The 26,989-nt window shown below is 55.3% G+C and carries 24 protein-coding genes and 1 riboswitch; of the genes, 9 read left to right on the top strand and 15 right to left on the bottom strand.

The window, feature by feature from the left end; translation table 11 throughout:
• Nucleotide 1 precedes the first annotated feature (1 nt).
• From mraY to leuO, 11 genes are all read right to left on the bottom strand, one after another.
• Nucleotides 2-1,084 carry a phospho-N-acetylmuramoyl-pentapeptide-transferase gene (gene mraY, locus OGX93_RS13655; RefSeq protein WP_012134075.1) on the bottom strand — a complete coding sequence of 361 codons (1,083 nt, stop codon included), beginning with the start codon at nucleotides 1,082-1,084 and terminating at the stop codon, nucleotides 2-4.
• Complete coding sequence (gene murF / locus OGX93_RS13650; protein ID WP_198447394.1) at nucleotides 1,078-2,436, bottom strand: UDP-N-acetylmuramoyl-tripeptide--D-alanyl-D-alanine ligase; 1,359 nt, start codon at nucleotides 2,434-2,436, stop codon at nucleotides 1,078-1,080. Before murF ends, mraY begins: the two co-directional genes overlap by 7 nt.
• Entirely contained in the window at nucleotides 2,433-3,920 is a 1,488-nt protein-coding gene (murE, locus tag OGX93_RS13645; RefSeq protein WP_104867773.1) for a UDP-N-acetylmuramoyl-L-alanyl-D-glutamate--2,6-diaminopimelate ligase, read from the bottom strand. Before murE ends, murF begins: the two co-directional genes overlap by 4 nt.
• Nucleotides 3,907-5,673, bottom strand: a complete 1,767-nt coding sequence (ftsI, locus tag OGX93_RS13640; RefSeq protein ID WP_012134078.1) for a peptidoglycan glycosyltransferase FtsI — start codon at nucleotides 5,671-5,673, stop codon at nucleotides 3,907-3,909. Before ftsI ends, murE begins: the two co-directional genes overlap by 14 nt.
• Nucleotides 5,674-5,688: 15 nt before the next feature.
• Entirely contained in the window at nucleotides 5,689-6,054 is a 366-nt protein-coding gene (gene ftsL / locus OGX93_RS13635; protein ID WP_012134079.1) for a cell division protein FtsL, read from the bottom strand.
• A complete protein-coding gene (gene rsmH / locus OGX93_RS13630) occupies nucleotides 6,051-6,992 on the bottom strand; it encodes a 16S rRNA (cytosine(1402)-N(4))-methyltransferase RsmH (RefSeq protein WP_024130711.1) in 942 nt (313 codons plus the stop codon). The genes ftsL and rsmH overlap by 4 nt, the downstream gene beginning before the upstream one ends.
• Nucleotides 6,993-6,994: 2 nt before the next feature.
• Entirely contained in the window at nucleotides 6,995-7,453 is a 459-nt protein-coding gene (gene mraZ, locus OGX93_RS13625; protein ID WP_012134081.1) for a division/cell wall cluster transcriptional repressor MraZ, read from the bottom strand.
• A gap of 642 nt (nucleotides 7,454-8,095) precedes the next feature.
• Nucleotides 8,096-9,100, bottom strand: a complete 1,005-nt coding sequence (gene cra / locus OGX93_RS13620; RefSeq protein WP_024130712.1) for a catabolite repressor/activator — start codon at nucleotides 9,098-9,100, stop codon at nucleotides 8,096-8,098.
• A 343-nt stretch (nucleotides 9,101-9,443) separates the two neighbouring features.
• Nucleotides 9,444-9,935, bottom strand: a complete 492-nt coding sequence (ilvN, locus tag OGX93_RS13615; protein ID WP_003829566.1) for an acetolactate synthase small subunit — start codon at nucleotides 9,933-9,935, stop codon at nucleotides 9,444-9,446.
• Between the two features lie 2 nt (nucleotides 9,936-9,937).
• Nucleotides 9,938-11,662, bottom strand: coding sequence for an acetolactate synthase 3 large subunit (gene ilvI, locus OGX93_RS13610; RefSeq protein ID WP_012134088.1), 1,725 nt, complete (start codon nucleotides 11,660-11,662; stop codon nucleotides 9,938-9,940).
• Nucleotides 11,663-11,980: 318 nt separating this feature from the next.
• The gene (leuO, locus tag OGX93_RS13605; RefSeq protein WP_012134089.1) at nucleotides 11,981-12,925 is read right to left on the bottom strand and encodes a transcriptional regulator LeuO; all 945 of its coding nucleotides are present in this window, start codon (nucleotides 12,923-12,925) and stop codon (nucleotides 11,981-11,983) included.
• 659 nt (nucleotides 12,926-13,584) lie between these two features.
• Between leuO and leuL the strand changes: the two genes are divergently transcribed.
• From leuL to leuD, 5 genes are all read left to right on the top strand, one after another.
• Entirely contained in the window at nucleotides 13,585-13,671 is an 87-nt protein-coding gene (gene leuL, locus OGX93_RS13600) for a leu operon leader peptide (protein WP_047458945.1), read from the top strand.
• Nucleotides 13,672-13,761: 90 nt separating this feature from the next.
• Entirely contained in the window at nucleotides 13,762-15,333 is a 1,572-nt protein-coding gene (gene leuA / locus OGX93_RS13595; protein WP_275376233.1) for a 2-isopropylmalate synthase, read from the top strand.
• The gene (gene leuB, locus OGX93_RS13590; RefSeq protein ID WP_012134092.1) at nucleotides 15,333-16,424 is read left to right on the top strand and encodes a 3-isopropylmalate dehydrogenase; all 1,092 of its coding nucleotides are present in this window, start codon (nucleotides 15,333-15,335) and stop codon (nucleotides 16,422-16,424) included. Before leuA ends, leuB begins: the two co-directional genes overlap by 1 nt.
• A gap of 2 nt (nucleotides 16,425-16,426) precedes the next feature.
• Nucleotides 16,427-17,827, top strand: coding sequence for a 3-isopropylmalate dehydratase large subunit (gene leuC, locus OGX93_RS13585; RefSeq protein WP_286449868.1), 1,401 nt, complete (start codon nucleotides 16,427-16,429; stop codon nucleotides 17,825-17,827).
• 10 nt (nucleotides 17,828-17,837) lie between these two features.
• Nucleotides 17,838-18,443, top strand: a complete 606-nt coding sequence (gene leuD / locus OGX93_RS13580) for a 3-isopropylmalate dehydratase small subunit (protein WP_049008518.1) — start codon at nucleotides 17,838-17,840, stop codon at nucleotides 18,441-18,443.
• 89 nt (nucleotides 18,444-18,532) lie between these two features.
• Here leuD and OGX93_RS13575 read toward each other — a convergent pair whose 3' ends face one another.
• Both OGX93_RS13575 and sgrT read right to left on the bottom strand, forming a co-directional pair.
• Complete coding sequence (locus tag OGX93_RS13575; protein WP_012134096.1) at nucleotides 18,533-19,711, bottom strand: sugar efflux transporter; 1,179 nt, start codon at nucleotides 19,709-19,711, stop codon at nucleotides 18,533-18,535.
• Between the two features lie 122 nt (nucleotides 19,712-19,833).
• Entirely contained in the window at nucleotides 19,834-19,956 is a 123-nt protein-coding gene (sgrT, locus tag OGX93_RS13570; protein WP_024130713.1) for a glucose uptake inhibitor SgrT, read from the bottom strand.
• A gap of 93 nt (nucleotides 19,957-20,049) precedes the next feature.
• Between sgrT and sgrR the strand changes: the two genes are divergently transcribed.
• The 4 genes from sgrR to thiQ all read left to right on the top strand — a co-directional run bounded on the left by sgrR (nucleotide 20,050) and on the right by thiQ (nucleotide 25,143).
• Nucleotides 20,050-21,705 (top strand): HTH-type transcriptional regulator SgrR, encoded by a 1,656-nt coding sequence (gene sgrR, locus OGX93_RS13565; RefSeq protein WP_012134099.1) that lies wholly within the window; start codon nucleotides 20,050-20,052, stop codon nucleotides 21,703-21,705.
• A 33-nt stretch (nucleotides 21,706-21,738) separates the two neighbouring features.
• A riboswitch (TPP riboswitch) is annotated at nucleotides 21,739-21,860 on the top strand.
• Nucleotides 21,861-21,891: 31 nt separating this feature from the next.
• The gene (thiB, locus tag OGX93_RS13560) at nucleotides 21,892-22,875 is read left to right on the top strand and encodes a thiamine ABC transporter substrate binding subunit (protein WP_286449869.1); all 984 of its coding nucleotides are present in this window, start codon (nucleotides 21,892-21,894) and stop codon (nucleotides 22,873-22,875) included.
• Nucleotides 22,851-24,461: a thiamine/thiamine pyrophosphate ABC transporter permease ThiP gene (gene thiP / locus OGX93_RS13555; RefSeq protein WP_110494682.1), complete on the top strand. Its 1,611-nt coding sequence runs from the start codon at nucleotides 22,851-22,853 to the stop codon at nucleotides 24,459-24,461. The genes thiB and thiP overlap by 25 nt, the downstream gene beginning before the upstream one ends.
• Nucleotides 24,445-25,143: a thiamine ABC transporter ATP-binding protein ThiQ gene (gene thiQ, locus OGX93_RS13550; protein WP_058668564.1), complete on the top strand. Its 699-nt coding sequence runs from the start codon at nucleotides 24,445-24,447 to the stop codon at nucleotides 25,141-25,143. Before thiP ends, thiQ begins: the two co-directional genes overlap by 17 nt.
• Before the next feature lie 92 nt (nucleotides 25,144-25,235).
• On the opposite strand, the gene OGX93_RS13545 is transcribed toward thiQ, so the two are convergent.
• Together OGX93_RS13545 and araC are read right to left on the bottom strand one after the other, a co-directional pair.
• Nucleotides 25,236-26,003 (bottom strand): DedA family protein, encoded by a 768-nt coding sequence (locus OGX93_RS13545; RefSeq protein ID WP_012134103.1) that lies wholly within the window; start codon nucleotides 26,001-26,003, stop codon nucleotides 25,236-25,238.
• A 119-nt stretch (nucleotides 26,004-26,122) separates the two neighbouring features.
• Nucleotides 26,123-26,968: an arabinose operon transcriptional regulator AraC gene (gene araC, locus OGX93_RS13540; RefSeq protein ID WP_012134104.1), complete on the bottom strand. Its 846-nt coding sequence runs from the start codon at nucleotides 26,966-26,968 to the stop codon at nucleotides 26,123-26,125.
• Nucleotides 26,969-26,989 lie beyond the last annotated feature (21 nt).

Genomic DNA, 26,989 nt, shown 5'->3' with positions numbered 1-26,989 from the left:
ATTAACGTACCTTCAGCGTTGCCAGGCCAATCAGGACCAGCATCAGCGAAATAATCCAGAAGCGCACGATAACGCGCGGTTCCGGCCAGCCTTTCAGTTCATAGTGATGATGAATCGGCGCCATGCGGAAGATGCGCTGCCCGCGCAATTTAAAGGAACCGACCTGCAAAATGACTGACAGGGTTTCCACGACAAACACGCCGCCCATAATCACCAGCAAAAACTCCTGACGCAGCAGCACCGCGATGATGCCCAGCGCGCCGCCCAGCGCCAGCGACCCGACGTCTCCCATAAAGACCTGCGCCGGATAGGTGTTAAACCACAGGAAGCCTAAGCCCGCGCCGACAATCGCCGTACAGACAATCACCAGTTCACCGGCATGGCGTAAGTACGGAATATGCAGGTAGTTGGCGAAGTTCATGTTGCCGGTTGCCCACGCCACCAGCGCAAAACCGGCGGCGACGAATACGGTCGGCATAATCGCCAGGCCGTCCAGGCCATCGGTCAGGTTAACCGCGTTGCCCGTTCCGACGATCACGAAGTACGCCAGCAGCACGTAGAACAGACCCAGTTGCGGCATCACGTCTTTAAAGAACGGCACCACCAGTTCGGTGGCCGGCGTGTCTTTCCCCGCCAGATACAGCGCGAACGCCACGCCCAGCGCAATCACCGACATCCAGAAATATTTCCAGCGAGCGATCAGCCCTTTGGTGTCTTTACGCACCACTTTGCGGTAATCATCGACAAAACCAATAATGCCGTAGCCCACCAGCACCACCAGCACGCACCAGACGTACGGGTTAGACGGGTAAGCCCACAGCAGGACGGAGACCACAATCGCCGTCAGAATCATAATGCCGCCCATTGTTGGCGTACCGCGCTTGCTAAAGTGCGATTCCGGGCCGTCATTACGCACGACCTGGCCAAAAGACAATTTTTGTAAGCGGGCAATCATACGCGGGCCCATCCACAAGGAGATGAACAGCGCGGTCAGCAGGCTGACGATGGCGCGAAACGTCAGATAGGAAAAGACGTTAAAGCCGGAATAATATTTGACCAAATGTTCGGCCAGCCAAACTAACATGTTCCATTCTCCTGTAATGCGCGTACTACCTCTTCCATGGCGGCACTACGTGAACCCTTCACTAAAATGGTAATAATCTGATGCTCCGCAATCAGCGTGTTAAGACGCGCGACCAGAGCCGATTTATCCGCAAAATGTTCGCCAACGCCGCTGGCATTGCCGATCGCCTGACTCAGTTTTCCTGTACTCAGCACGCTGTCGATACCCGCCGCTTTTGCCGCTTCACCGACCTGAACATGGCATGCTTCGCTTTCCGCGCCCAGCTCCGCCATATCGCCGACCACCAGCACCCGGTAGCCCGGCATTTCAGACAGCACCTGCACAGCGGCGGTCATCGAACCGACGTTGGCGTTATAGGAGTCATCAAGTAACAGCTGGTTGTCATTCAACTGGATGGGGAACAGGCGCCCCGGCACGGCTTTCAGGTTCGCCAGACCGGTTTTAATGGCGTCAAGGGTCGCCCCTACCGCCATCGACAGCGCAGTCGCCGCCAGCGCGTTCGCAATATTGTGACGACCAGGCAGCGGCAGCAGGACGTCAATGTCGCCCGTCGGCGTTTGCAGCGTGAATTCCGTACCGTGCGAGGTCACATGGATATTGGTCGCGGTAAAATCGCTGTTGGCGGCATTCGGTGAAAAACGCCACACTTTGCGATCGCCAATAATGCCCTGCCAGTTCAGCCAGTCGTTGTTATCGGCGTTCATAATGGCGATCCCATTCACCGGCAAGCCGGTATAGATTTCGCCTTTCGCTTTCGCCACGCCCGCCAGCGAACCGAATCCTTCCAGGTGCGCTGCCGCCAGATTATTAACCAGTGCCGCTTCAGGACGCGTCAGGCCGACGGTCCAGGCAATTTCGCCCTGGTGATTGGCGCCTAACTCAATGACGGCATAGTCATAATCGTTGTTTAACCGCAGCAACGTCATCGGTACGCCGATATCGTTATTCAGGTTGCCCGCGGTGTATAAGGTGTTGCCACACTGACTCAGAATGGCGGCGGTCATCTCTTTAACGGATGTTTTGCCGGAGGAGCCGGTTAACGCCACTACGCGGGCGGGAACCTGCGCCCGAACCCATGCGGCCAGTTCGCCGAAGGCCAGCCGCGTATCTTTGACAATCAGCTGCGGCAGATCGCAATCCAGCGGGCGACTCACCAGCAGCGCACCGGCGCCGCCCGCTTTCGCGTTATCCGCAAAATCGTGGGCGTCGAAACGCTCGCCTTTCAGCGCCACAAACAGGCAGCCCGGCGTCACCTTACGCGTATCAGTCGTGACCGCGTCAATCGTCAGGTCGGCGCCCTGTAATTCGCCGTGCAGAATACCGGCCAGTTGGCTGAGCGTTACGCTAATCATGCGATCACCCCCAGCAGACGCGCAGCCGTCACGCGGTCGGAGTAATCAAGGCGTTGAGTACCGACAATCTGGTAATCCTCATGCCCTTTACCCGCGACCAGAACCACGTCGTTTTCTTTCGCCTGCATAATGGCGCAGGTCACCGCCTCTGCGCGGCCTTCCATCACTTTCGCGTGCCCGGCATCCAGCATACCCGCCAGAATGTCGTTGATGATCGCGCGCGGCTCTTCGGTGCGTGGGTTATCGTCCGTCACGACCACCACGTCCGCGAACTCTTCGGCAATCGCCCCCATCAGCGGACGTTTACCTTTATCGCGATCGCCGCCGCAGCCAAAGACGCACCACAGTTGACCAGTACAGTGCAACCGCGCAGCCTGCAACGCTTTTTCCAGCGCATCCGGTGTGTGGGCGTAATCGACCACCACCGTAGTTTTGCCCGGCGCGCTGAACACCTCCATCCGCCCGCAAACCGGTTGCAGTCGGGGGGCGGTTTTCAGCAGATCCGCCAGGGGGTAGCCAAGCGCCAGCAACGTTGCCAGCGCCAGCAGCAGGTTGCTGACGTTAAACGCGCCCATCAGACGGCTTTCAATCTCGCCTTCGCCCCAACTGGAGTCGAAACGGATCGTCGCGCCGCTATCGTGGTACTTCACCTCAACCGCTTTCAGCCAACGTCCGTGGCAGTTCGGGTTGATATGATCCTCCATAGAGACCGCAACGGCATCCGGCAACCTCACCAGCCATCGGCGTCCGACTTCATCATCGGCATTGATAATAGCCTCGCCGTAATGGTGCGTTGAATAGAGCATCCATTTCGCCGCTTCGTAATGTTCCATGTCACCGTGATAATCAAGGTGATCGCGGCTTAAATTCGTGAAAACAGAGGCGGCAAATTTCAGCGCGGCGACCCGGTGCTGCACCAGGCCGTGAGAAGAGACTTCCATTGCACCGAATGTTGCGCCCTGCTCAACCAGACCGGCCAGCACATGCTGTACGTCAACGGCGGAACCGGTTGTGTTCTCCGTCGGGATCACTTTGCCCAACAGGCCATTACCCACCGTTCCCATTACCGCGCTGGTTTCGCCAAGTAGTTGGCTCCACTGCGCCAGCAGTTGCGTGGTGGTGGTTTTTCCGTTCGTTCCGGTCACGCCGACCAGACGCATATGTTCAGATGGCTCGTGGTAGAAGCGGCCCGCCAGTGCAGATAAACGCTCGTTGAGCTGGCTCAGATAGATAACCGGCACACCGTGCATTTCACGGATTTCCCCGTCGGTCGCCTCATCTTTGGCCTCTGCAATAATGGCAGCCACACCTTGCGCTATCGCCTGCGGGATATATCGACGCCCGTCCGCCTGATGACCCACCACTGCCACAAAGAGATCGCCCGATGCAGCCACACGGCTGTCGAGTGTCATCTCCCGCAGTGCTCGCTCCGGTGCGCCTGGCACCCACGGAGCGAGAAGGTCGCGCAAATTACGATCTGCCACCTGTTCCCTCGCCTTGGTTAATTACAAATTCACTTTTTTCGCCCGTTGCCAGCGCATCCGGTTCGATGTTCATGGTGCGTAGTACGCCGCCCATAATGGCACCGAATACCGGCGCGGAAACGGCGCCGCCGTAGTATTTACCCGCCTGCGGATCGTTGATAACAACCACCAGCGCGAAGCGCGGCTGACTCGCAGGCGCAACGCCTGCGGTATAAGCAATGTATTTGTTGATGTAGCGGCCATCCGGCCCCACTTTTTTCGCCGTACCGGTTTTAATGGCGATGCGATAACCTTTGATCGCCGCCTTCACGCCGCCGCCGCCCGGCAGCGCCACGCTTTCCATCATGTGGACGACGGTACGAACGGTCGCTTCCGGGAAGACGCGCTCGCCCGGTACAGGAGGATCAACTTTGGTAATCGACAGCGGACGATAAACGCCGTAGCTGCCAATCGTTGCGTAGACTCGCGCTAACTGTAACGGGGTTACCATTAGCCCATAGCCGAAAGAGAAGGTGGCCCTCTCTATGTCAGACCACCGTTGTTTTTGAGGATATAAGCCACTGCGTTCTCCGACCAACCCCAAATTGGTCGCCTTTCCTAGCCCAAAACGTGAGTAAGTATCTACTAACGCTGAGGACGGCATCGCTAACGCCAGCTTAGAAACGCCGACGTTACTCGACTTCTGTAAAACCCCGGTCAGGGTCAATTCGCTGTAACGCGCCACGTCTTTGATTTCGTGACCATTAATTCGATATGGCACCGTGTTCAGCACGGTGTTTTCACGCACGACCCCGCGCTGTAACGCGGTCATCACCACCATCGGTTTGACGGTTGAACCGGGTTCAAACACGTCCGTGATGGTACGGTTACGCATAGCGTCTTTCGGCGTACCGGTCAGATTATTCGGGTTGTAGGACGGGCTGTTCGCCATTGCCAGCACTTCGCCAGTATTAACATCCACCAGCACGGCGCTGCCTGACTCCGCTTTGTTGAAGGCCACGGCGTTGTTCAGTTCGCGATAGACCAACGCTTGCAGGCGCTCATCAATGCTCAGCGCCAGATTGTGCGCGGCCTGGCTGTCGGTAGAAGAGATATCTTCAATAACCCGGCCATAGCGGTCTTTACGTACAATACGTTCACCAGGCTGGCCGGTCAGCCACTTATCGAAGCTCTTCTCGACGCCTTCGATCCCCTGGCTATCGACGTTAGTGAAGCCAATGAGGTGAGCGGTCACTTCCCCGGAAGGATAGTAACGGCGGGACTCTTCGCGCAGATGAATGCCTGGCAACTTCAGTTTTTTGATGTAATCGCCGAGATCCGGGTTAACCTGACGCGCCAGATAGATAAAGCGGCCTTTCGGGTTCGCATTGACGCGAGCCGCCAGTTGGTCGAGCGGCATTTTCAGCGCGTCCGCCAGCGCTTTCCAGCGGTTGTCCAGCGTGATCCCGCCTGCATCATGCAGCTCTTTCGGGTCCGCCCAGATGGCTTTTACCGGCACGCTCACCGCCAGTGGGCGACCAGAGCGGTCGGTGATCATGCCGCGAGAGGTGGAGACTTCCTGTACACGCAAAGAGCGCATGTCGCCCTGACGCACTAACATGTCAGGCGCAATAATTTGCAGCCAGGCCACACGCCCCAGCAGGAAACCCAGCGCCAGCAGAATACAGCCGCACAGCAACGCAAAACGCCAACTGACAAAGTTGGCTTGTTCTTCCTGGCGTTTTGGTTTGAGCGTCTTTGCCGCTGCTTTCATGCGTCGCGTTTATCCTTATTTTTGCACTACGATATTTTCTTGTGAGGGATCGACATGCTGCATCTGCAACTTTTCCGTTGCGATCCGTTCTACCCGGCTATGATCGCCGAGCGCGTTTTCTTCAAGAATCAGGTTGCGCCATTCGATATCCAGCGCATCACGCTCCAGCACCAGTTGCTCGCGCTGTGCGGTTAACAGGCGCGTATGGTGCGCCGTTGTCACGACGGTGACCGCCGTTAAAATGATGCAAATGAACAGGCAGAGTGGCAGCTTCCCAAATCGCAAAAGATCGTCACCGATCACGCCAGGCAAAGCATGGCGATTGGTGATTCCCGTCGATCCCTTCACTTTGCTCAGGGCTTCTGTCACTCTGCTGATCATGCGTTCGTCCTCTCTGCAATACGCAGAACTGAACTACGGGCGCGTGGATTTTCCGCCACTTCTTCTTCGCCCGGCATCAACTTGCCTAATGCTCTTAGCTCACGACCGCCCAGTTTTTTGAGCTGCTCTTCCGTCATCGGCAACCCTGCTGGAACCTGTGGACCGCGGCTTTGCTCACGCATAAAGCGCTTCACAATACGGTCTTCCAGCGAGTGGAAACTGATAATGGAAAGCCGCCCACCCGGGGCCAGCACGCTGAGCGAGCTTTTTAGCGCCTGCTCTATCTCCTCCAGTTCACTGTTCACCCAAATGCGCACCGCCTGGAAGGTACGGGTCGCGGGATGTTTGAATTTGTCCTTCACCGGCGTCGCCGCTGCGACCACTTCCGCCAGTTCTTTGGTGCGGGTCATGGGCTGTTCGCGGTTGCGCTCCACAATGGCGCGGGCAATACGTTTCGCAAAACGCTCTTCGCCAAAGGTTTTCAGCACCCAGGCAATATCGGCTTCTTCCGCGGTTTGCAGCCATTCTGCGGCAGACTGACCGCGCGTTGGGTCCATACGCATATCCAGCGGGCCATCGCGCATAAAAGAAAAACCACGTTCGGCATCATCGAGTTGCGGTGAAGAGACGCCAAGATCAAGGAGAATCCCGTCGATCTTGCCGATAAGTTCGCGCTCACTTACATAATCAGCAAGCGCAGAGAAAGGTCCATGAATGATGGAGAAGCGAGGATCATTGATGGCCTGGGCTTCGGCAATAGCCTGCGGATCGCGATCGATCGCCAGCAAACGTCCCTCTTCGCCAAGCCGGGAGAGGATCAGACGTGAGTGGCCGCCGCGACCAAATGTCCCATCAATGTAGATGCCGTCAGGGCGAATGTTCAGACCGTTTACGGCCTCGTCCAACAGCACCGTAGTGTGTTTAAAATTTTCCATCATCATTATAGAGACAAGTCCTGCAGTCGTTCCGACAAGGTTTCGGTTACTGACTGCTCAGCGTCGATATCTTCCTTGACCTGTTGATACCAGGTCGTTTCATCCCACAGTTCAAACTTATTGAACTGTCCAACCAGCATCACTTCTTTCGTCAGCCCGGCATGTTGCCGCAGAATCGGCGCGATCAATAAGCGACCCGCGCTATCCATCTGACATTCGCTGGCATGCCCCAACAGTAAACGCTGCACGCGGCGCTCAACCGGGTTCATGCTCGACAGACGCGATAATTTTTGCTCGATAATTTCCCATTCAGGCAGGGGGTAAAGCAGCAGGCACGGGTGATGGATGTCAATGGTACAAACCATTTGACCGGTAGCGTTCTCGATCAGTTGATCCCGGTAACGGGTGGGCACAGATAAGCGCCCCTTACTGTCGAGATTGACTAACGTTGCTCCCCGGAACATGCCAGCCTCACCCCTTATTACCACTTTGCCCCACAAATTCCCACTTAAAGGAGTTTACGGAGCGGAGGAAAAGCTTGTCAAGCAAGTCAGGACGCTTACCGGAGTAAAAAACCCAATGTATACGGCTAATATCAGCGTTGATTAAATTCCGTCCAACGAGCGAAGCAAATTAACGTCATGAATATTTGTAAGAAAAAAGATCCAAAAACTCATCACCGTTTAAAACGACTCAATATCATCTGATAAAAATATAAAGTGTCAGTTTGCGACGCGAGCGGCATTTTAGGACAATATGCAGCGAGATAACAGTACCTGTTTATCGCTCTCTACGCCCCGCACCGACAAGCCAGCCGCGACGTAGAGGCCACATCGAAAAAAAGTGTTTGTTAATTCGGCAATTCGTCGCCCGCATGTAACAAAATAATACAAAACGGGTTCAATACGACGTCTCAATAAACCTGAAGTCGGTATCGACAGGTTTAAAATCAGCATATTTGAAAGATAAGTCGGATAATTCTAAGGAATAATCTTAATTATGGTGTGAGTATTGTTGGCAGGTGAATATTTGCCCGGTCAGCGACAACGCGCCGGGCGATTTGCCAGATGGCGGCATAACCGCCTTATCCGGCCGACAGAAATGGACTAACTGCGGCTAAGAATACCGCGACGGTACAAATTACGTTTGATTCGCGTTAAACCTGGCTTCGGTTTACGCGGCTCATCCAGGCTGGCCAGGACGATCTCCAGGACGCGTTCAGCAACATCACGATGACGCTGTGCGACCGCCAGAACCGGACACTGCAAGAAGTCGAGCAGCTCATTATCGCCAAAGGTGGCGATCGCCAGGTTGGAAGGCAGCTTCCCGTCACGACGTAACGTTACATCCATCACGCCCTGCAAGAGCGCAAACGATGTGGTAAACAGCGCCTGCGGCATCGGGTGAGTTTCCAGCCATTTTTCGAACAGCTGCGCCGCCGCTTCCCGCTCGTAGCTGTTGGCGTACAGATAGTGTACTTCGCGCGGATCGTCTTTCCATGCGGTACGGAACCCCTGCTCGCGCAGGAAACTGACGGACAGCTCCGGCAACGCGCCCAGGTAAAGCACCGTTTCCGCCGGGAATTTACGTAACTCTGCCGCCAGCATTTCCGCATCATCCTGATCCGCCCCGACAACGCTGGTGAAATGTTCGCGATCCAGCGCGCGATCCAGCGCCACGATGGGGAATGAACCATTGGCCCAGCGCTGGTAGAACGGATGCTCCGGCGGTAACGAGGTCGATACAATGATCGCATCCACCTGGCGTTGTAGAAGATGTTCGATACACCGCATTTCGTTATCCGGCTGATCTTCTGAGCAGGCAATCAGCAGTTGATAACCGCGCTGGCGCGCCTGGCGCTCCAGGTAGTTTGCGATACGGGTATAACTCGTGTTCTCCAGATCGGGAATGACCAGTCCGATAGAACGTGTGCGTCCAGCACGCAGCCCGGCGGCCACAGCATTCGGGTGGTAATTATGCTCACGCACCACCGCCATGACTTTCTCGACGGTCTTGTCGCTCACGCGGTATTGCTTTGCTTTTCCGTTAATAACGTAGCTTGCAGTCGTTCGCGATACACCGGCCAGCCGAGCGATTTCATCCAGTTTCACAATTGCCCCTTGCGTAAAATGTACAAACCATAACCATTGTGACGGCATGGGTTAAATTTCTTAACATCTAAGCGCAGAATAGTGACTGCGGCAACCGCTTTTATTCCGGGTTACCACTGATTTCGCAAAAAAAAGCCAACGGGTAGCGTCGGCGGAGGTTGAGACGTCACCTGTAGGCCGGATAAGCATTAGCGCCATCCGGCAGGGTAAATGGCCTGATGGCGACGCTACCGCGTCTTATCAGGCCTACAAAAAAGCCAACGGGATCATCCGGCATGATGTCCACAATAATGCCTGATGGCGCTTCGCTTATCAGGCCTACAATTGAAATACAACACAATGATTAACGCATGATCTTGTCGCCGCGCGAAAGCCCGACGACGCCGGAACGGGCAACTTCAACAATTTTCGCCACTTCACGCAGCGTCGCCAGAAACGCGTCCAGCTTATCGCTGGTGCCTGCCAGCTGGACGGTATAAATAGAAGGCGTGACATCAATAATCTGCCCACGGAAAATCTCCGTGTTGCGCTTCACCTCTTCCCTTCCGTATCCGCTGGCCTGAATCTTCACCAGCATGATTTCTCGCTCAACGTGCGCGCCCTGCCCAAGTTCGCTTACGCGCAGAACATCCACCAGCTTGTGCAGTTGCTTTTCAATTTGCTCCAGAACTTTCTCATCGCCAACCGTCTGGATGGTCATACGCGATAGCGTCGGATCGTCGGTCGGCGCGACGGTAAGGCTTTCAATGTTGTATCCACGCTGGGCGAAGAGGCCAATCACACGCGACAATGCACCCGACTCGTTTTCCAGCAATACTGATAATATCCGGCGCATAATCAGGTCCTCTCCGTTTTGCTTAACCACATTTCATCCATCCCGCCCCCACGAATCTGCATCGGGTAGACATGCTCACTGCCATCGACGGTGACATCGACAAACACCAGACGATGGTTACGCACATGTTCCAGCGCTTCGCCCAGCTTGCTCTCCAGTTCATCTGGATGATTAATCTGGATACCGATATGCCCATAAGCCTCGGCAAGGCGTACAAAATCGGGCAGCGACTGCATGTAAGACTGGGAGTGGCGCCCGGAGTAGATCATGTCCTGCCATTGTTTGACCATGCCGAGATAGCGGTTGTTAAGGTTGAGCACCAGCACCGGCAGTTCGTACTGTAGCGCCGTCGACAGCTCCTGAATGTTCATCTGAATGCTGCCATCTCCCGTGACGCACACCACCGTTTCATCCGGCAGCGCCATCTTCACGCCCAGGGCCGCTGGCAGGCCAAAGCCCATCGTGCCGAGACCGCCGGAGTTAATCCAGCGACGCGGCTTATCAAAGGGGTAGTAGAGCGCGGCGAACATCTGGTGCTGGCCGACATCAGAAGTGACATACGCATCGCCTTTCGTCAGACGCCAGATAGCTTCGATCACCGCCTGCGGTTTAATGCTCTCGCTTTGGGTGTCATATTTCAGGCACTGACGGGCGCGCCAGCGTTCAATGTGTTGCCACCAGTCGCGAATATCATCCAGCGGCTGCTGCGCGACTTCCTGCGGCAGTAATTCCAGCATTTGCTCCAGAACCAGGCGCGCATCGCCCACAATGGGAATATCCGCCGTCACGGTTTTAGAGATAGAGGTCGGATCGATATCGATATGCAGCACGGTCGCATTCGGGCAGTATTTCGCCAGATTATTGGTCGTGCGATCGTCAAAACGCACCCCGACGGCAAAAATCACATCGGAATGATGCATGGTCATATTGGCTTCATAGGTGCCGTGCATCCCCAGCATCCCTAACGACTGACGATGCGTGGCCGGGAATGCGCCCAGCCCCATCAGCGACGAGACGACCGGCAGGTTGAGCGCTTCAATGGTTTGCCGCAGTTGTTCATGACAACCCGCATTCACTGCACCGCCGCCGACGTAGACCACCGGTTTTTTTGCCGCCGCCAGCGTTTGCAGCGCGCGCTTAATCTGCCCTTTATGCCCTGTCGTGGTCGGGTTATAAGAGCGCATACTGACCGACTCCGGCCAGACGTAAGGCAACTTTTTCGCCGGATTCAGAATATCTTTCGGGAGGTCCACGACCACGGGTCCAGGACGCCCGCTTGCCGCCAGCCAGAACGCTTTTTTCAGCACCTGCGGGATGTCTTCCGTCTGTTTAACGAGGAAGCTGTGTTTCACCACCGGACGTGAGATCCCCACCATGTCGCATTCCTGAAAGGCGTCATAGCCAATCAACGACGTCGCCACTTGCCCGGAAAGGATGACCAGAGGAATGGAGTCCATATAGGCCGTGGCAATACCGGTGATCGCATTCGTGGCGCCTGGCCCGGAAGTGACCAGAACGACCCCGACTTCACCTGTTGCCCGCGCCAGACCATCCGCCATATGCACAGCCGCTTGTTCATGACGGACAAGCACATGATCGATACCACCGACCGTGTGCAGCGCATCATAAATATCGAGGACCGCGCCCCCGGGATAACCGAATACCTGTTTCACGCCCTGATCGATGAGCGATCGGACGACCATCTCGGCTCCAGACAACATCTCCATGGCTTGCTCCACTATTATGATGATTTACCTTTTGCTAACACATTAACTGCTCACCATGACGCAGGCAATTCAGGCTGATGTCGTCGTTCGAAGATAAATAAGAATAAATGAGATGAAAGCGCAGAAGAAACGGCGAATTACACCAGGATAAGCAGATGTGATGATAAATAATCGCTTAAAAATGGGGACTTACAGCAATATCGCCATTTTTTGCGATATGCGTAAAGCGCCTGGATGCACAATTCAGTATAAAATTTCACACACAGACGAAAAAGCAGAATAAACCAGATATTTCACTCTGATTTATTCCACCCGTATTCACTTTTGACAGACAGAAACCAATAACTCTTCCATCCATTGATGACCCTTATCCCGACCCGCGGCATCATGCCAGGAAAGATAACAGGTCCGGCTATTCAGTTTTAAAGGCAACGGTAATATCTGTAACGCTAATGACTCGGCAAATTCATCGGCTAACCAACGCGGCGCAACTGCCACCAGCTGCGTTTGAGAGACAACATTAAGCACGCTGATCAACGCCATTCCCTGATAAGCAATGCAGCTTTGTCTGTCTGGCGTGTCATACCACGGCTGGCTAAATGAGGCATAACGATCGAGTGAAACGACCGCATGTTGTTCATTATAAACATCGCTCTCCAGCAACGGACCGCTGATACGCGGATGTTTTCTGCTGGCGACCAGCACCATTTCATCTTTAAATAACGATACGCTGGTAAACTCAGGACGGCGAAACTCTTCATACCCAATAACAAATTCCGTTTCCTGATAACGTAGCTGATGTTCCGTATTTTGATTTAACGATGATTTAAAAACGACATGAATATTCGGCGCAATCTTTTCAACGCGATTATAAATAAGCGACGTCAGAATATTATCCAGCGGGCTGCACACGCAAAGATGGAATACACGCTCGCTACTGGCGGGTTCAAAACCTGAACCGGGCAACTCATTTTGCACTAACTGTAACGCCTGGCGAACGGAACCAAATAGCTGATAAGCGCGCGCCGTTGGCTGGATACCGCGTCCGTACCGGACAAACAGCTCGTCATTAAACATGACTTTCAGACGCGCCACCGCATTACTGACTGCGGGCTGCGACATCCCCAGGGAGTGGGCCGCCCGCGTGATATTCTGCTCTTGCATCACGGCGTCAAAGACGGTCAGTAAATTCAGATCAACCATACGAAGCTGAGGCTTAACCATTTCTATCGGATGCGGTTTATCTATTTCTATCTCTGGCATAGTTAACTCCACTGTCACACTAAACTCCCTTTTTCTTGACGAAATGCAGAAATAATCTCAGGAAATATGATTTATCATGCATATAAAATAAGAAAAAGAGAAAACATAAAAATTAGGAAAACATAAAGGCATCGTTCAGGAAAAGGCGAAAGCCCATGCCAGTACAATACGGCAGAGGCCACAGCACGATGATTCATAATGTTTAAATTACAAAAGCAATATAAACATAAGCGTGGCGAATACACAATCATGCTTTTGGTGAATAATAAATTAAGTTTTAATTAATTGTTTATATTAGTTGTGCTTTTACTCTTAACAATAATTTATCAATAACGTGTGCAACGGATTCATTAATTTATTCACGAAAGATATAAAAATAAATAAAATCAAAAAGATAAGTACGACCTTTGCAATACCTTTACCCCCCTTTCAGCTTGCTGTAGTTGCAAATAAACATGCTCAAATATGTCAAACAGTGAAAAGTATGTACGCACCTCCTGTCGATTTATTTTGCATTCGCCTGAAAGTTCAGCACAATTAGCTAAAGTACAGAACGCAAGATCCCCTCTGCATGGGAGGGTTTATCTGCAACAGGGTTGACATCGCGCAGCGTATCCAGTACCACTAAAAGCATATCGCATTCATCTGGAGTTGATTTAATGATTCGTATCGCTCGCTTTAACGGTCTACTACTACTAAACGCATCTTCGTTGCGCGGTAGACTGGTGAGCGACATTCAGCATTAAGTCAGCATCAGTAAGATTAAAAACCCGCGCCGTTGCGCGGGTTTTTTTATGCTCGAAGCAAGGCGCCCTAAAGAGACAAGGACCTAAACCATGAGCCAGCAAGTCATTATTTTCGATACCACTTTACGCGACGGTGAACAGGCGTTACAGGCTAGCCTGAGTGTGAAAGAAAAGCTGCAAATTGCCCTGGCCCTTGAACGTATGGGCGTCGATGTGATGGAAGTGGGTTTTCCCGTCTCTTCACCTGGCGATTTTGAGTCGGTACAGACTATCGCCCGCCAGGTCAAAAACAGCCGCGTTTGCGCGTTAGCCCGCTGCGTGGAAAAAGACATCGACGTCGCGGCAGAATCACTGAAGGTCGCGGACGCTTTCCGCATCCATACCTTTATCGCCACCTCGCCGATGCATATCGCCACCAAGCTGCGCAGCACGCTGGATGAAGTGATTGAGCGTGCTATCTATATGGTTAAGCGTGCGCGTAATTACACTGATGACGTGGAGTTCTCATGTGAAGACGCAGGCCGTACCCCGATTGACGATCTCGCTCGCGTCGTGGAAGCGGCGATCAATGCGGGCGCGAAAACAATCAACATTCCCGATACTGTGGGCTACACCATGCCCTTCGAGTTCGGCGGTATTATTTCCGGGCTGTATGAGCGCGTACCGAATATCGACAAGGCCATCATCTCCGTACATACCCATGATGATTTAGGTCTGGGCGTCGGCAACGCGCTGGCGGCTGTCCACGCGGGCGCGCGTCAGGTTGAAGGCGCCATGAACGGTATCGGCGAACGTGCCGGTAACTGCTCGCTGGAAGAAGTCATCATGGCGATCAAGGTACGCCAGGACATTCTGAATGTGCATACCCGCATCAATCACCAGGAGATCTGGCGCACCAGCCAGTTGGTCAGTCAGATCTGCAACATGCCGATCCCGGCGAACAAAGCGATTGTCGGCAGCGGCGCGTTCGCCCACTCCTCCGGCATTCACCAGGACGGCGTGCTGAAAAACCGTGAAAACTACGAAATCATGACGCCAGAGTCTATCGGCCTGAACCAGATCCAGTTGAACCTGACCTCTCGCTCCGGGCGTGCGGCCGTAAAACACCGTATGGACGAGATGGGCTATAAAGAGAGTGAATACAATCTGGACAACCTGTACGACGCTTTCCTGAAGCTGGCGGATAAAAAAGGTCAGGTATTCGATTACGACCTGGAGGCGCTGGCCTTCATCAATAAACAACAGGAAGAGCCAGAGCATTTCCGTCTGGACTATTTCAGCGTGCAGTCCGGCTCTAACGATATCGCCACGGCCTCCGTCAAACTGGCCTGCGGCGACGGCATCAAAGCGGAAGCCGCGAACGGCAACGGCCCGGTCGATGCCATTTACCAGGCCATCAACCGCATCACCGATTACAACATTGAACTGGTGAAATACAGCCTGTCGGCGAAAGGCCACGGCAAAGATGCGCTGGGCCAGGTGGATATCGTCGCCAACTATAACGGCCGTCGTTTCCACGGGGTCGGTCTGGCGACCGATATCGTCGAATCCTCCGCGAAAGCGATGGTGCATGTCCTGAACAACATCTGGCGCGCCGCCGAAGTCGAAAAAGAATTGCAACGCAAAGCTCAGAATAAAGAGAACAATAAGGAAACCGTGTGATGTCGAAGAATTACCATATTGCTGTTTTGCCGGGTGACGGTATTGGCCCGGAAGTGATGGCGCAAGCCCTGAAAGTCCTGGAAGCCGTTCGCAGTCGTTTTGCCATGCGCATTACCACCAGCCATTACGATGTCGGCGGCGCCGCTATCGACAACCACGGTCAACCGCTGCCGAAGGCGACCGTTGAAGGCTGTGAACAGGCGGATGCCATTCTGTTTGGCTCCGTCGGCGGCCCGAAATGGGAAAATCTGCCGCCGGACAGCCAACCGGAACGCGGCGCATTGCTGCCGCTGCGTAAACACTTCAAATTGTTTAGCAACCTGCGTCCGGCAAAGCTGTACCAGGGGCTGGAAGCCTTCTGTCCGCTGCGCGCCGACATCGCGGCCAACGGTTTCGACATCCTGTGCGTGCGTGAATTGACCGGCGGGATCTATTTTGGTCAGCCGAAAGGCCGCGAAGGTAGCGGGCAACATGAAAAAGCCTTCGATACCGAGGTGTATCACCGTTTTGAAATCGAACGTATTGCGCGCATCGCCTTCGAATCGGCGCGTAAACGTCGCCGTAAGGTTACGTCGATCGACAAAGCCAACGTCCTGCAAACGTCCATTCTGTGGCGCGAGATCGTCAATGAGGTCGCCAAAGCGTACCCGGATGTCGAACTGGCGCACATGTACATCGACAATGCCACGATGCAGTTGATTAAAGATCCCTCTCAGTTTGACGTGCTGCTGTGCTCCAACCTGTTTGGCGACATTCTGTCTGACGAATGCGCGATGATCACCGGCTCAATGGGGATGTTGCCTTCCGCCAGCCTGAACGAACAGGGTTTCGGCCTGTATGAACCGGCGGGCGGTTCTGCGCCGGATATCGCCGGGAAAAACATCGCCAACCCGATCGCGCAGATCCTGTCGCTGGCGTTGCTGCTGCGTTACAGCCTGGATGCTGACGATGCGGCAACCGCCATTGAAAGCGCCATTAACCGCGCATTAGAAGAAGGTATTCGCACCGGTGATTTAGCCCGTGGCGCTGCCGCTGTCAGTACTGATGAGATGGGCGACATCATTGCCCGTTATGTCGCCGAAGGGGTGTAATCATGGCTAAAACGTTGTATGAAAAATTGTTCGATGCGCATGTGGTCTATGAGGCGCAGAACGAAACCCCGCTGCTGTACATCGACAGGCATCTGGTGCATGAAGTGACCTCCCCGCAGGCGTTTGACGGTCTGCGCGCCCACGGTCGCTCGGTTCGCCAGCCGGGTAAAACCTTCGCGACGATGGATCATAACGTCTCTACGCAAACCAAAGACATCAACGCCTCTGGCGAGATGGCGCGGATTCAGATGCAGGAGTTGATCAAAAACTGCAAAGCGTTCGGCGTGGAGCTGTATGACCTGAACCACCCGTATCAGGGGATCGTCCACGTAATGGGGCCGGAACAGGGCGTGACCTTACCGGGGATGACCATTGTTTGCGGCGATTCCCATACCGCCACGCACGGCGCATTCGGCGCGCTGGCGTTTGGCATCGGCACCTCCGAAGTTGAACACGTTCTGGCGACGCAGACCCTGAAACAGGGCCGCGCAAAAACCATGAAGATTGAGGTGAAAGGCACGGCTGCGCCGGGTATTACGGCGAAAGACATCGTGCTGGCGATTATCGGTAAAACCGGCAGCGCGGGCGGTACGGGCCATGTGGTCGAGTTCTGCGGCGAAGCCATTCGCAATCTGAGCATGGAAGGTCGTATGACCCTGTGCAACATGGCGATCGAGATGGGTGCCAAAGCCGGTCTGGTCGCGCCGGATGACACCACCTTCAACTACGTAAAAGGGCGTCTGCACGCCCCGAAAGGCAGCGATTTTGACGATGCCGTCGCATACTGGAAAACCCTGAAAACCGACGACGGCGCAACGTTCGATACCGTCGTGACCCTGCAAGCGGAAGACATTGCGCCGCAGGTTACCTGGGGAACCAACCCGGGTCAGGTTATCTCCGTCAACGACAATATCCCCGATCCGGCCTCGTTTGCCGATCCTGTCGAGCGCGCAAGCGCCGAAAAAGCGCTGGCCTATATGGGGCTGAAACCGGGCATTCCGTTAACCGACGTGGCGATCGACAAAGTGTTTATCGGTTCCTGCACCAACTCGCGTATTGAAGATTTACGCGCGGCGGCGGAAATCGCCAAAGGGCGTAAAGTTGCACCGGGCGTTCAGGCTCTGGTGGTTCCCGGCTCCGGCCCGGTAAAAGCGCAGGCAGAGGCGGAAGGTCTGGATAAGATCTTTATCGAAGCCGGTTTTGAATGGCGTTTACCAGGCTGTTCCATGTGTCTGGCGATGAACAACGACCGTCTGAATCCGGGCGAGCGCTGCGCCTCCACCAGCAACCGTAACTTTGAAGGTCGTCAGGGGCGCGGCGGACGCACGCATCTGGTTAGCCCGGCGATGGCTGCCGCTGCCGCCGTCACCGGTCATTTCGCCGATATTCGCAGCATCAAATAAGGAGCACACCATGGCAGAGAAATTTACCCAACACACCGGCCTGGTCGTCCCGCTGGATGCTGCTAACGTCGATACCGACGCGATTATACCGAAACAGTTTTTACAGAAAGTCACCCGCACCGGTTTTGGCGCGCATCTGTTCAATGACTGGCGTTTTCTGGATGAAAAGGGTCAGCAGCCGAACCCGGAGTTCGTGCTGAACTTCCCGGAATATAAAGGCGCATCGATTCTGCTGGCGCGGGAAAACTTCGGCTGCGGTTCATCGCGCGAGCACGCGCCGTGGGCGCTGACCGATTACGGCTTTAAAGTGGTCATCGCGCCGAGCTTCGCGGATATCTTCTATGGCAACAGCTTTAACAACCAGCTGCTGCCGGTGAAACTGAGCGATGAAGAGGTCGATGAACTGTTCGCCCTGGTGAAAGCCAATCCGGGGATTAAATTTGAAGTGGATCTGGAAGCGCAGGTAGTAAAAGCGGGCGATAAGTCCTACAGCTTTAAAATCGACGACTTCCGCCGTCACTGCATGTTGAACGGTCTGGACAGCATCGGCCTGACGTTGCAACACGAAAGCGCAATTGCGGCATACGAAGAGAAACAACCGTCGTTTATGCGCTGATTCTCAGCATACCTGCCGGATAGCACTTCGTTTATCCGGCCTGCCACTCTGTGTAGGCCAGATAAGGCGAAGCCGTCATCCGGCATTTTTTACACATCCTTCACCCGCCCGGTCATCACCAGCGCCACCAGCGAAATCGCCGCTATCACCCAGTAAACAGCGAAATGCCCGTAGCTTTGCGCGACCGCGCCCTGAATCACCCCCGCCAGAATCACTCCCGTGGAGATACTGTTGGTAAACAGCGTGGTAGCTGAACCGGCGCGGCCAGGCATTAAATCCTGAAACCACAGCATACCAATCCCCGCCACAATGCCGATAAACACCGCGTTAAACAGTTGCAGGATAAGCAACGCCGTCTGGCTGTGAAAGAAAATCAGGCCGAGATAAAACAGTACCCCCGCAGCCACGGCGATAACCATCATCCGCCGCTTACCGAAGCGCTTCACCGAGTAGCCAGCCAGAATCATCGCCGGGATCTCCAGACCTGCCGCAGTCCCCATCAATATTCCGGCCAGTTTATCCGGTAAACCCAGCTCAAGGCTTATCCATAGCGGCATATCAATGATGTACATGGTGTTGCAGGTCCACATCAGCGTGGAGGCGATAAACAGCATGCGGACGTTTTTATCCTGCCAGCCGCCCGCTTCCGTGACCGGAACATCGGCAGGCTGCTCAACGCGCGCCACCGAGGGCAGAATAAAAGCAATCAACGCCAGGCTGATGGCGAATATGCCGGCGGCAATGGAAAACATCGCCGTGAAGCCATAGTTCAGCGCCAGCATAAAAGCCAGCGGCGGGCCAATCACCCATGCCAGTGAAAGCTGCGCACGCATTACCGAGCTGAACATCACCACTTCACGCGCGGAGTTATCGGCATATTCCCGCGCCAACGCAAATAGCTGCGGCATGGCGGTATTGGCCAGCGACGCGAATAACACGCCGCAGGTGATCAGGGTGAGATAATGGCGATTGAAGGCGAACAGTAGCGCATTACCAATCGCCATCAGGCAGCAGAACATAATCAGCTTACGGCGATCGCCTTTACTGTCCGAGCGTTTTGCTAATGCAAGGCTGACCAGAATCCCGGCAATCGCGTTGACCGTGTAAAAAAGGCCGACCCAGAACGGCTGCGCACCGACTTCACGACTCAAAAACAGGCTCAGCGTCGGTGCCTGTAACGCTCCCGCCACGCCCATCATAAAGGCAACCAGCATAAAAGCGGCATAAACACCGTTGAGGCGCCGTCCCATCGTCATTAACCAGAGCATACTTTCCCTTTTTATGGATAAACGCAGCCGAAACGAAAAAAGCCAGCAGGAATTATCTGCTGGCGCGGCGATAAACACCAATACTCAGTCACACATGATGTCTGCAATTCGGAAATCCGAGGTCAGGCAGTCACCTCCCACTGCATCAGTTCTTCAAGCATCTTTAAGCGCTGCGGCGCGCTCGGACAAGCCAACCAGGACAACCCTTCTGTCGCGGTAAAGTACTTCAAATAAAACTGACGCATCGAAGACCTCTCCATATTGCTTCATCGGAATCCATTATTGACCTAATATGGGGATAGTAAAATTGCTGAGTTTTGCGCAGGAGTTCCCCTTTTATGTCTTCAGGTCGTCTGCAACAACAGTTCATCCGTCTATGGCAATGCTGCGACGGCAAAACGCAAGACACCACGCTCAACGAGCTGGCGGACCTGCTGAGCTGCTCCCGCCGCCATATGCGTACGCTGCTGAATACCATGCAGGAACGTGGCTGGTTGACATGGGAGGCGGAGGTCGGACGCGGGAAACGCTCCCGTCTGACCTTCCTCTATACCGGGCTGGCGCTACAGCAGCAGCGGGCGGAAGACCTGCTGGAGCAAGATCGCATCGACCAGTTGGTACAGCTGGTGGGCGACAAAACCGCCGTGCGGCAAATGCTGGTGTCCCACCTGGGGCGCAGCTTTCGCCAGGGGCGGCATATTCTGCGCGTGCTCTACTATCGTCCAATGCACAACCTGCTGCCTGGCACCGCATTGCGTCGTTCAGAAACCCATATCGCCCGGCAAATTTTCAGCGCACTGACGCGCGTAAATGAGGAAAATGGGGAACTGGAAGCCGATATTGCTCACCACTGGCAACAGATTTCCCCTTTGCAGTGGCGTTTTTTTCTTCGTCCGGGGATTCACTTCCATCACGGACGTGAGCTGGAGATGGAGGATGTCATTGCCTCACTGACGCGCATCAACGCCCTGCCGCTCTACTCGCACATTACCGAGATAGTCTCCCCCACCGCCTGGACGCTGGATATTCACCTGTCGCAGCCGGATCGCTGGCTGCCGTGGCTGCTGGGTCAGGTTCCGGCGATGATCCTGCCCCGGGAGTGGGAAACGCTGAATAATTTCTCCAGCCATCCGATCGGCACCGGCCCTTACGCGGTGATGCGTAATACGCGCAACCAGTTAAAAATCCACGCCTTTGATGATTTCTTCGGCTATCGGGCGCTGATTGATGAAGTGAACGTCTGGGTATTGCCGGACATTGGCGACGAACCGAACGGCGGTCTGACGTTAAAAGGGCCGACCGAAGATGAAAAAGCCATCGAAAGCCGGCTGGAAGAGGGCTGCTACTATATGCTGTTCGACGCCCGGACGAATCGCGGCGCGAATCAGGAAGTCAGAGAGTGGATAAGCCGCGTGCTCTCCCCCAGCAATTTGCTCTTCTATGCCGACGAGCAATACCAGCGCCACTGGTTCCCGGCTTACGGATTACTGCCCCGCTGGCACCATGCCCGCCCGGGACACGGCGAAAAACCCGCCGGGCTGGAGACAATCACGCTGACCTACTACCACGACCACATCGAACATCGGGTGATCGCGCAGATCATGAGCCAGCTGCTGGCTGAACATCAGGTCCATCTGGATATCCATGAGATCGACTACGATCAATGGCATGCGGGGGAGGTCACAAGCGACATCTGGCTCAACAGCGCCAACTTTACGCTACCGCTCGATTTTTCCCTGTTTGCGCACCTGTGCGAAGTCCCGCTGTTGCAGCATTGCATCCCGCTGGACTGGGAGGGCGACGCCGCGCAGTGGCGAAACGGCGAGATGAACCTGGCAGTGTGGTGCCAGCAATTGCTCGCCAGTAAAGCGATCGTCCCGCTGATCCACCACTGGCTGATCATCCAGGGGCAGCGCAGTATGCGCGGGCTACGTATGAACACCCTCGGCTGGTTTGACTTTAAATCGGCATGGTTTGCGCCACCCGACCCATGATTGCCGCTTAGCAACAAAATCACTACACTAACGCCGTCCTCAACGGGGTGCTGATAAACATACGCAAAACCATTCGTGAAGTGTATGGGCTGAGAAAATACCCGTCGAACCTGATCCGGATAACGCCGGCGAAGGGATTTGAGACTGCTTCTCAAGTCCTTTGCCACCCACTTTATGAGGTGCAAAGTGTTAAAAAAATGTCTTCCCTTGCTACTCCTGTGCGCAGCGCCTGCCTTCGCCAAACCTGTTCTGACCGTCTATACCTATGACTCCTTCGCTGCCGACTGGGGGCCTGGCCCAACAATCAAAAAAGCCTTTGAATCTGACTGTGATTGCGAACTGAAGCTGGTGGCGCTGGAAGATGGCGTTTCGCTGCTCAACCGCCTGCGAATGGAAGGGAAAAACAGCAAAGCCGACGTGGTGCTTGGCCTGGACAACAACCTGCTGGAAGCCGCCACGCAAACCCACCTGTTCGCAAAAAGCGGCATTGCACCTGATGCGGTTAACGTGCCAGGCGGCTGGCATAACGACACATTCGTGCCGTTTGATTATGGCTACTTCGCCTTCATCTATGACAAAAACAAACTGAAAAACCCACCGAAAAGCCTGAAAGAACTGGTAGAGAGCGATCGGAAATGGCGCGTGATTTATCAGGACCCGCGCACCAGTACACCGGGGCTGGGTCTGCTGCTGTGGATGCAGAAAGTCTACGGCGATAACGCGCCGGAAGCCTGGCAAAAACTGGCGGCCAAAACGGTCACCGTCACCAAAGGCTGGAGCGAATCCTACGGCCTGTTCCTGAAAGGCGAAAGCGATCTGGTGCTGAGCTACACCACCTCTCCGGCGTATCACATCATCGAAGAGAAAAAAGATAACTACGCCGCCGCCAGCTTCAGCGAAGGTCATTACCTGCAAGTGGAAGTGGCTGCGCGCACTGCCGCCAGCAAACAGCCGGAACTGGCAGAAAAATTCCTCAAGTTTATGGTTTCACCGGCATTCCAGAACGCCATTCCTACCGGCAACTGGATGTATCCGGTCGCTGACGTCGCCCTGCCCGCAGGATTTGAACAACTGACGAAGCCATCCACCACGCTGGAATTTACGCCTGCGGAAGTGGCATCCCAGCGTCAGGCATGGATTAGCGAATGGCAACGCGCCGTCAGCCGCTAATTCCCGGCTGGCTGATACCCGGGCTTTCTGCCGCCGCGCTGATGGTGGCAGTGGCTCTGGCGGCATTTCTGGCGCTATGGCTTAACGCGCCGCAGGGTGAATGGTCGTCGCTATGGCAGGACAGCTACCTGTGGCACGTCGTGCGTTTCTCGTTCTGGCAGGCGTTCCTGTCGGCGCTGCTCTCCGTCATCCCGGCGATTTTCCTCGCCAGAGCGCTCTATCGTCGCCGTTTTCCCGGACGTCTGGCGTTATTGCGCCTGTGCGCCATGACGCTGATTTTACCGGTGCTGGTCGCCGTTTTCGGTATCCTCAGCGTCTACGGTCGTCAGGGCTGGCTGGCCTCGCTGTGGCATACGCTGGGGCTGGAGTGGCATTTCTCGCCCTACGGCTTGCAGGGGATTTTACTGGCGCACGTCTTTTTTAACCTGCCGATGGCAAGCCGCCTGCTGCTTCAGGCGCTGGAAAACATTCCCGGCGAACAGCGACAGCTCGCCGCGCAGCTAGGCATGCGCGGCTGGCACTTCTTCCGCTTTGTTGAATGGCCGTGGCTGCGTCGTCAAATCCCGCCGGTGGCGGCGCTGATTTTTATGCTCTGTTTCGCCAGTTTCGCCACCGTGTTGTCACTTGGCGGCGGCCCGCAGGCTACCACTATCGAGCTGGCCATCTATCAGGCGCTGAGCTACGACTACGATCCTGCCCGTGCGGCCATGCTGGCGCTGATCCAGATGATATGTTGTCTGGCGCTGGTGCTGCTGAGCCAGCGGCTGAGTAAAGCCATTGCCCCCGGCGTCACGCTGGTGCAAGGCTGGCGCGACCCTGACGATCGGCTCCACAGCCGCCTGACGGACAGCCTGCTGATCGCCCTGGCGCTGCTGTTGCTTCTCCCGCCGCTGCTGGCGGTTATTATTGATGGCGTCAATCGCAGCCTGCTGGACGTGCTGGCGCAACCCATTTTGTGGCAGGCGCTGTGGACCTCTCTGCGCATTGCGCTGGCGGCGGGAGTGCTGTGCGTCATCCTGACGATGATGCTTTTATGGAGCAGCCGCGAACTGCGCGCCCGCCAGCAGGTGCTGGCAGGCCAGGCGCTGGAACTGAGCGGGATGTTGATCCTTGCCATGCCCGGCATCGTGCTGGCGACCGGCTTCTTTTTACTGCTCAACAACAGCGTTGGGCTACCGGAGTCGGCTGACGGTATTGTGATTTTCACCAACGCGCTAATGGCGATTCCCTATGCGCTAAAAGTGCTGGAAAACCCCATGCGCGATGTGACCGCACGCTACAGCATGCTATGTCAGTCATTGGGCATTGAGGGATGGTCGCGACTGAAGGTGGTGGAACTGCGCGCCCTGAAACGCCCTCTGGCGCAGGCGCTGGCCTTTGCCTGCGTGCTCTCCATCGGTGATTTTGGCGTGGTGGCGCTGTTTGGCAACGACGATTTCCGCACGCTACCGTTTTATCTGTATCAGCAAATTGGCTCCTATCGCAGCCAGGACGGCGCGGTTACCGCATTATTACTGCTGATGCTCTGCTTTATGCTGTTTACCGTTATCGAAAAATTACCGGGGCGAAATGTTAAAACTGACTGATATCACCTGGCTTTATCACCATTTGCCCATGCGCTTCACACTGTCGGTGGCGCGCGGTGAACAGGTGGCGGTTCTCGGGCCAAGCGGCGCCGGGAAAAGTACGTTGCTGAATTTAATCGCCGGGTTTCTGACACCGGCCAGCGGCACAATAATGATTGAAGGTCAGGATCACACCACGACACCGCCCTCCCGCCGTCCCGTTTCCATGCTGTTTCAGGAAAATAATCTGTTCAGCCACCTCAACGTGCAGCAGAACATCGGGCTGGGGTTAAACCCTGGGCTAAAGCTGAACGCGGCTCAGCGGGAGAAGCTGCATCATATTGCACGCCAGATGGGGATCGAAAATCTGCTGGAGCGCCTGCCGGGCGAGCTTTCCGGCGGGCAACGTCAACGCGTGGCGCTTGCGCGCTGCCTGGTGCGCGAACAGCCGGTATTGCTGCTCGACGAGCCGTTTTCCGCTCTCGACCCCGCCCTGCGTCAGGAGATGCTGACGCTGGTCAGCGACGTCTGCCGCGACCAGCAATTAACCCTGCTGATGGTGTCACATAGTGTGGAGGATGCCGCGCGCATTGCGTCACGCTCGATTGTCGTGGCCGACGGGCGTATCGCATGGCAGGGCAAAACGGATGAGTTATTAAGCGGTCAGGCCAGCGCCTCGGCATTGCTGGGCATTAAAGCGTAATGGGGTGCCCGGTGGCGCTGCGCTTACCGGGCCTACGGACAGGCATCCGTTGTAGGCCGGATAAGCGTCAGCGCCATCCGGCAAAAGATTCCTCAGTAACCCACGACTTTACGCAGAATATCGATATACACCGGCATCAGCGGATGACGAAGCAGCATCACCAGCGCGACAATGCCCGCGCCGAGCATCACCGGCGCCAGCCATAACAGGCGGCCTCGCGGTAAAAACGGCGTTAAGCGATCGGCGGCGGCCTTACCGCTACGCCATAACCGCCAGCACAGCCAGGCCGCCAGCCACAGCAGCAGCGCCGTTGCCAACAACAGCCATTTGAAATAGCCGCTCTGCATATCGGCCGGAATGTCGATCGCAGCGCCCGCCAGAATCCCCGGCAAGAAATAGAACGGCGGCCACAGCACGCAACCAATAATATTCGGCACGATAAATTTCGCGACGGGCAGATCCAGCATCCCCGCCACCATCGGCACCAGCGGCCGCGTCGGGCCGACAAAACGCCCGACCAGAATGGTGAACATGCTGTGTTGATGCAGCGCGTGTTCGGTTTTGTCCAGCAGCGCTTTGTTCTTTTTCATAAAAGACCAGCGATGCAGCGGCTTTTTGAAGCGCCAGCCCAACCAGAAGGAGATCCAGTCCCCCAGCAGGCAACCGATAATGCCCGCCAGCCACGCATGCCAGAAATTCAGCTCACCGCTGCCGATAAGCGCCCCCAGCCCCGCCATCATCACCGTACCGGGCAGAATCAGACCGACCAACGCCAGCGACTCCAGAAAGGCCACCAGCGCCACCGCAATTAGCGAGTACAGAGCGGATTGGAGAATAAAGTGTTCCAGCAATGCTTGCATAATGTGTCCGTCAGATTTACGAAGCAGCGATTCTGCTAACCCTCACCCGCTTCGTCAAGTCGCCAATTGTCTGAATAGATTACGCGTTATGACATCTTTGCAGACACATCATTCACTTTTTATTCACAACCAGCGCGGAACTCGCTCGGGCTGGCCCCGGTACATTTTTTAAAGACGCGAGAGAAATAAAGCTGATCGTCAAACCCGACATTGCGCCCGACGGTGGCTATCGGCATCCGCGTCGTGCTGAGCAGCAGCTTCGCCTGGCTGATGCGCTGATCCTCGCGCCAGCTCAGTACGCTAATGCCTAACTGTTGGCGGAACAGGTGCGACAGGCGGGACGGCGACAGGCAGACGTGCTGCGCCACGCTGGCAATATCAAACTGGCTGTCCGCCAGATGATCGCTGATGTACTGACAGGCGTCGCGCACCCGGCTGTCCATCGGCGGATGCAACGATTCATTGATCGCCTCCATACGTCGCAGCAGAAGCTGCTCCAGCAGGTTAATCGCCAGCAGTTCAGAGTAGCGCCCTTCCCCCTGCCCGGCATTGATGATTTGACCAAAAAGCTCATTAAAGCGCGGCTGGTGCGCTTCGTCAGGGCGGAAAAAACCGGTCTGCGCAAAAATCGTCGGCCAGGTGAGCCACTCCTGCCAGTAGGCGCGCGGTCGGAAGTACACCCACTGGTGATACCATTCGCTCGCGTTGGGATGGCGACCGTAGTGGTGTACCTCGCCAGGCGGAAACAGCAAAATATCCCCCGGACGGCAGACAAACTGTTTGCCGTGGTTATTGATCACCCCTTCCCCGCGAATCGTAAGATTAAGGATATACCCCTTCATCCCCAGCGGGCGGTCGATAAAAAAATCCAGATAGCCGTTCGCCTCAATGGGCGTCAGCCCGGCAACCAGATGCGCATTAAACGAATAACCCGGCAGCAGGGGATCATTTTGCGTTTCAGCCATAAATTCAATACTCCCGGCGTT

This window comes from Citrobacter sp. CK195 (assembly GCF_030333365.1).
Lineage (GTDB): Bacteria > Pseudomonadota > Gammaproteobacteria > Enterobacterales > Enterobacteriaceae > Citrobacter_B > Citrobacter_B koseri.
Note: the sequence above shows the minus strand (reverse complement) of the source record. Positions and strands in the feature narration are given on the sequence as shown.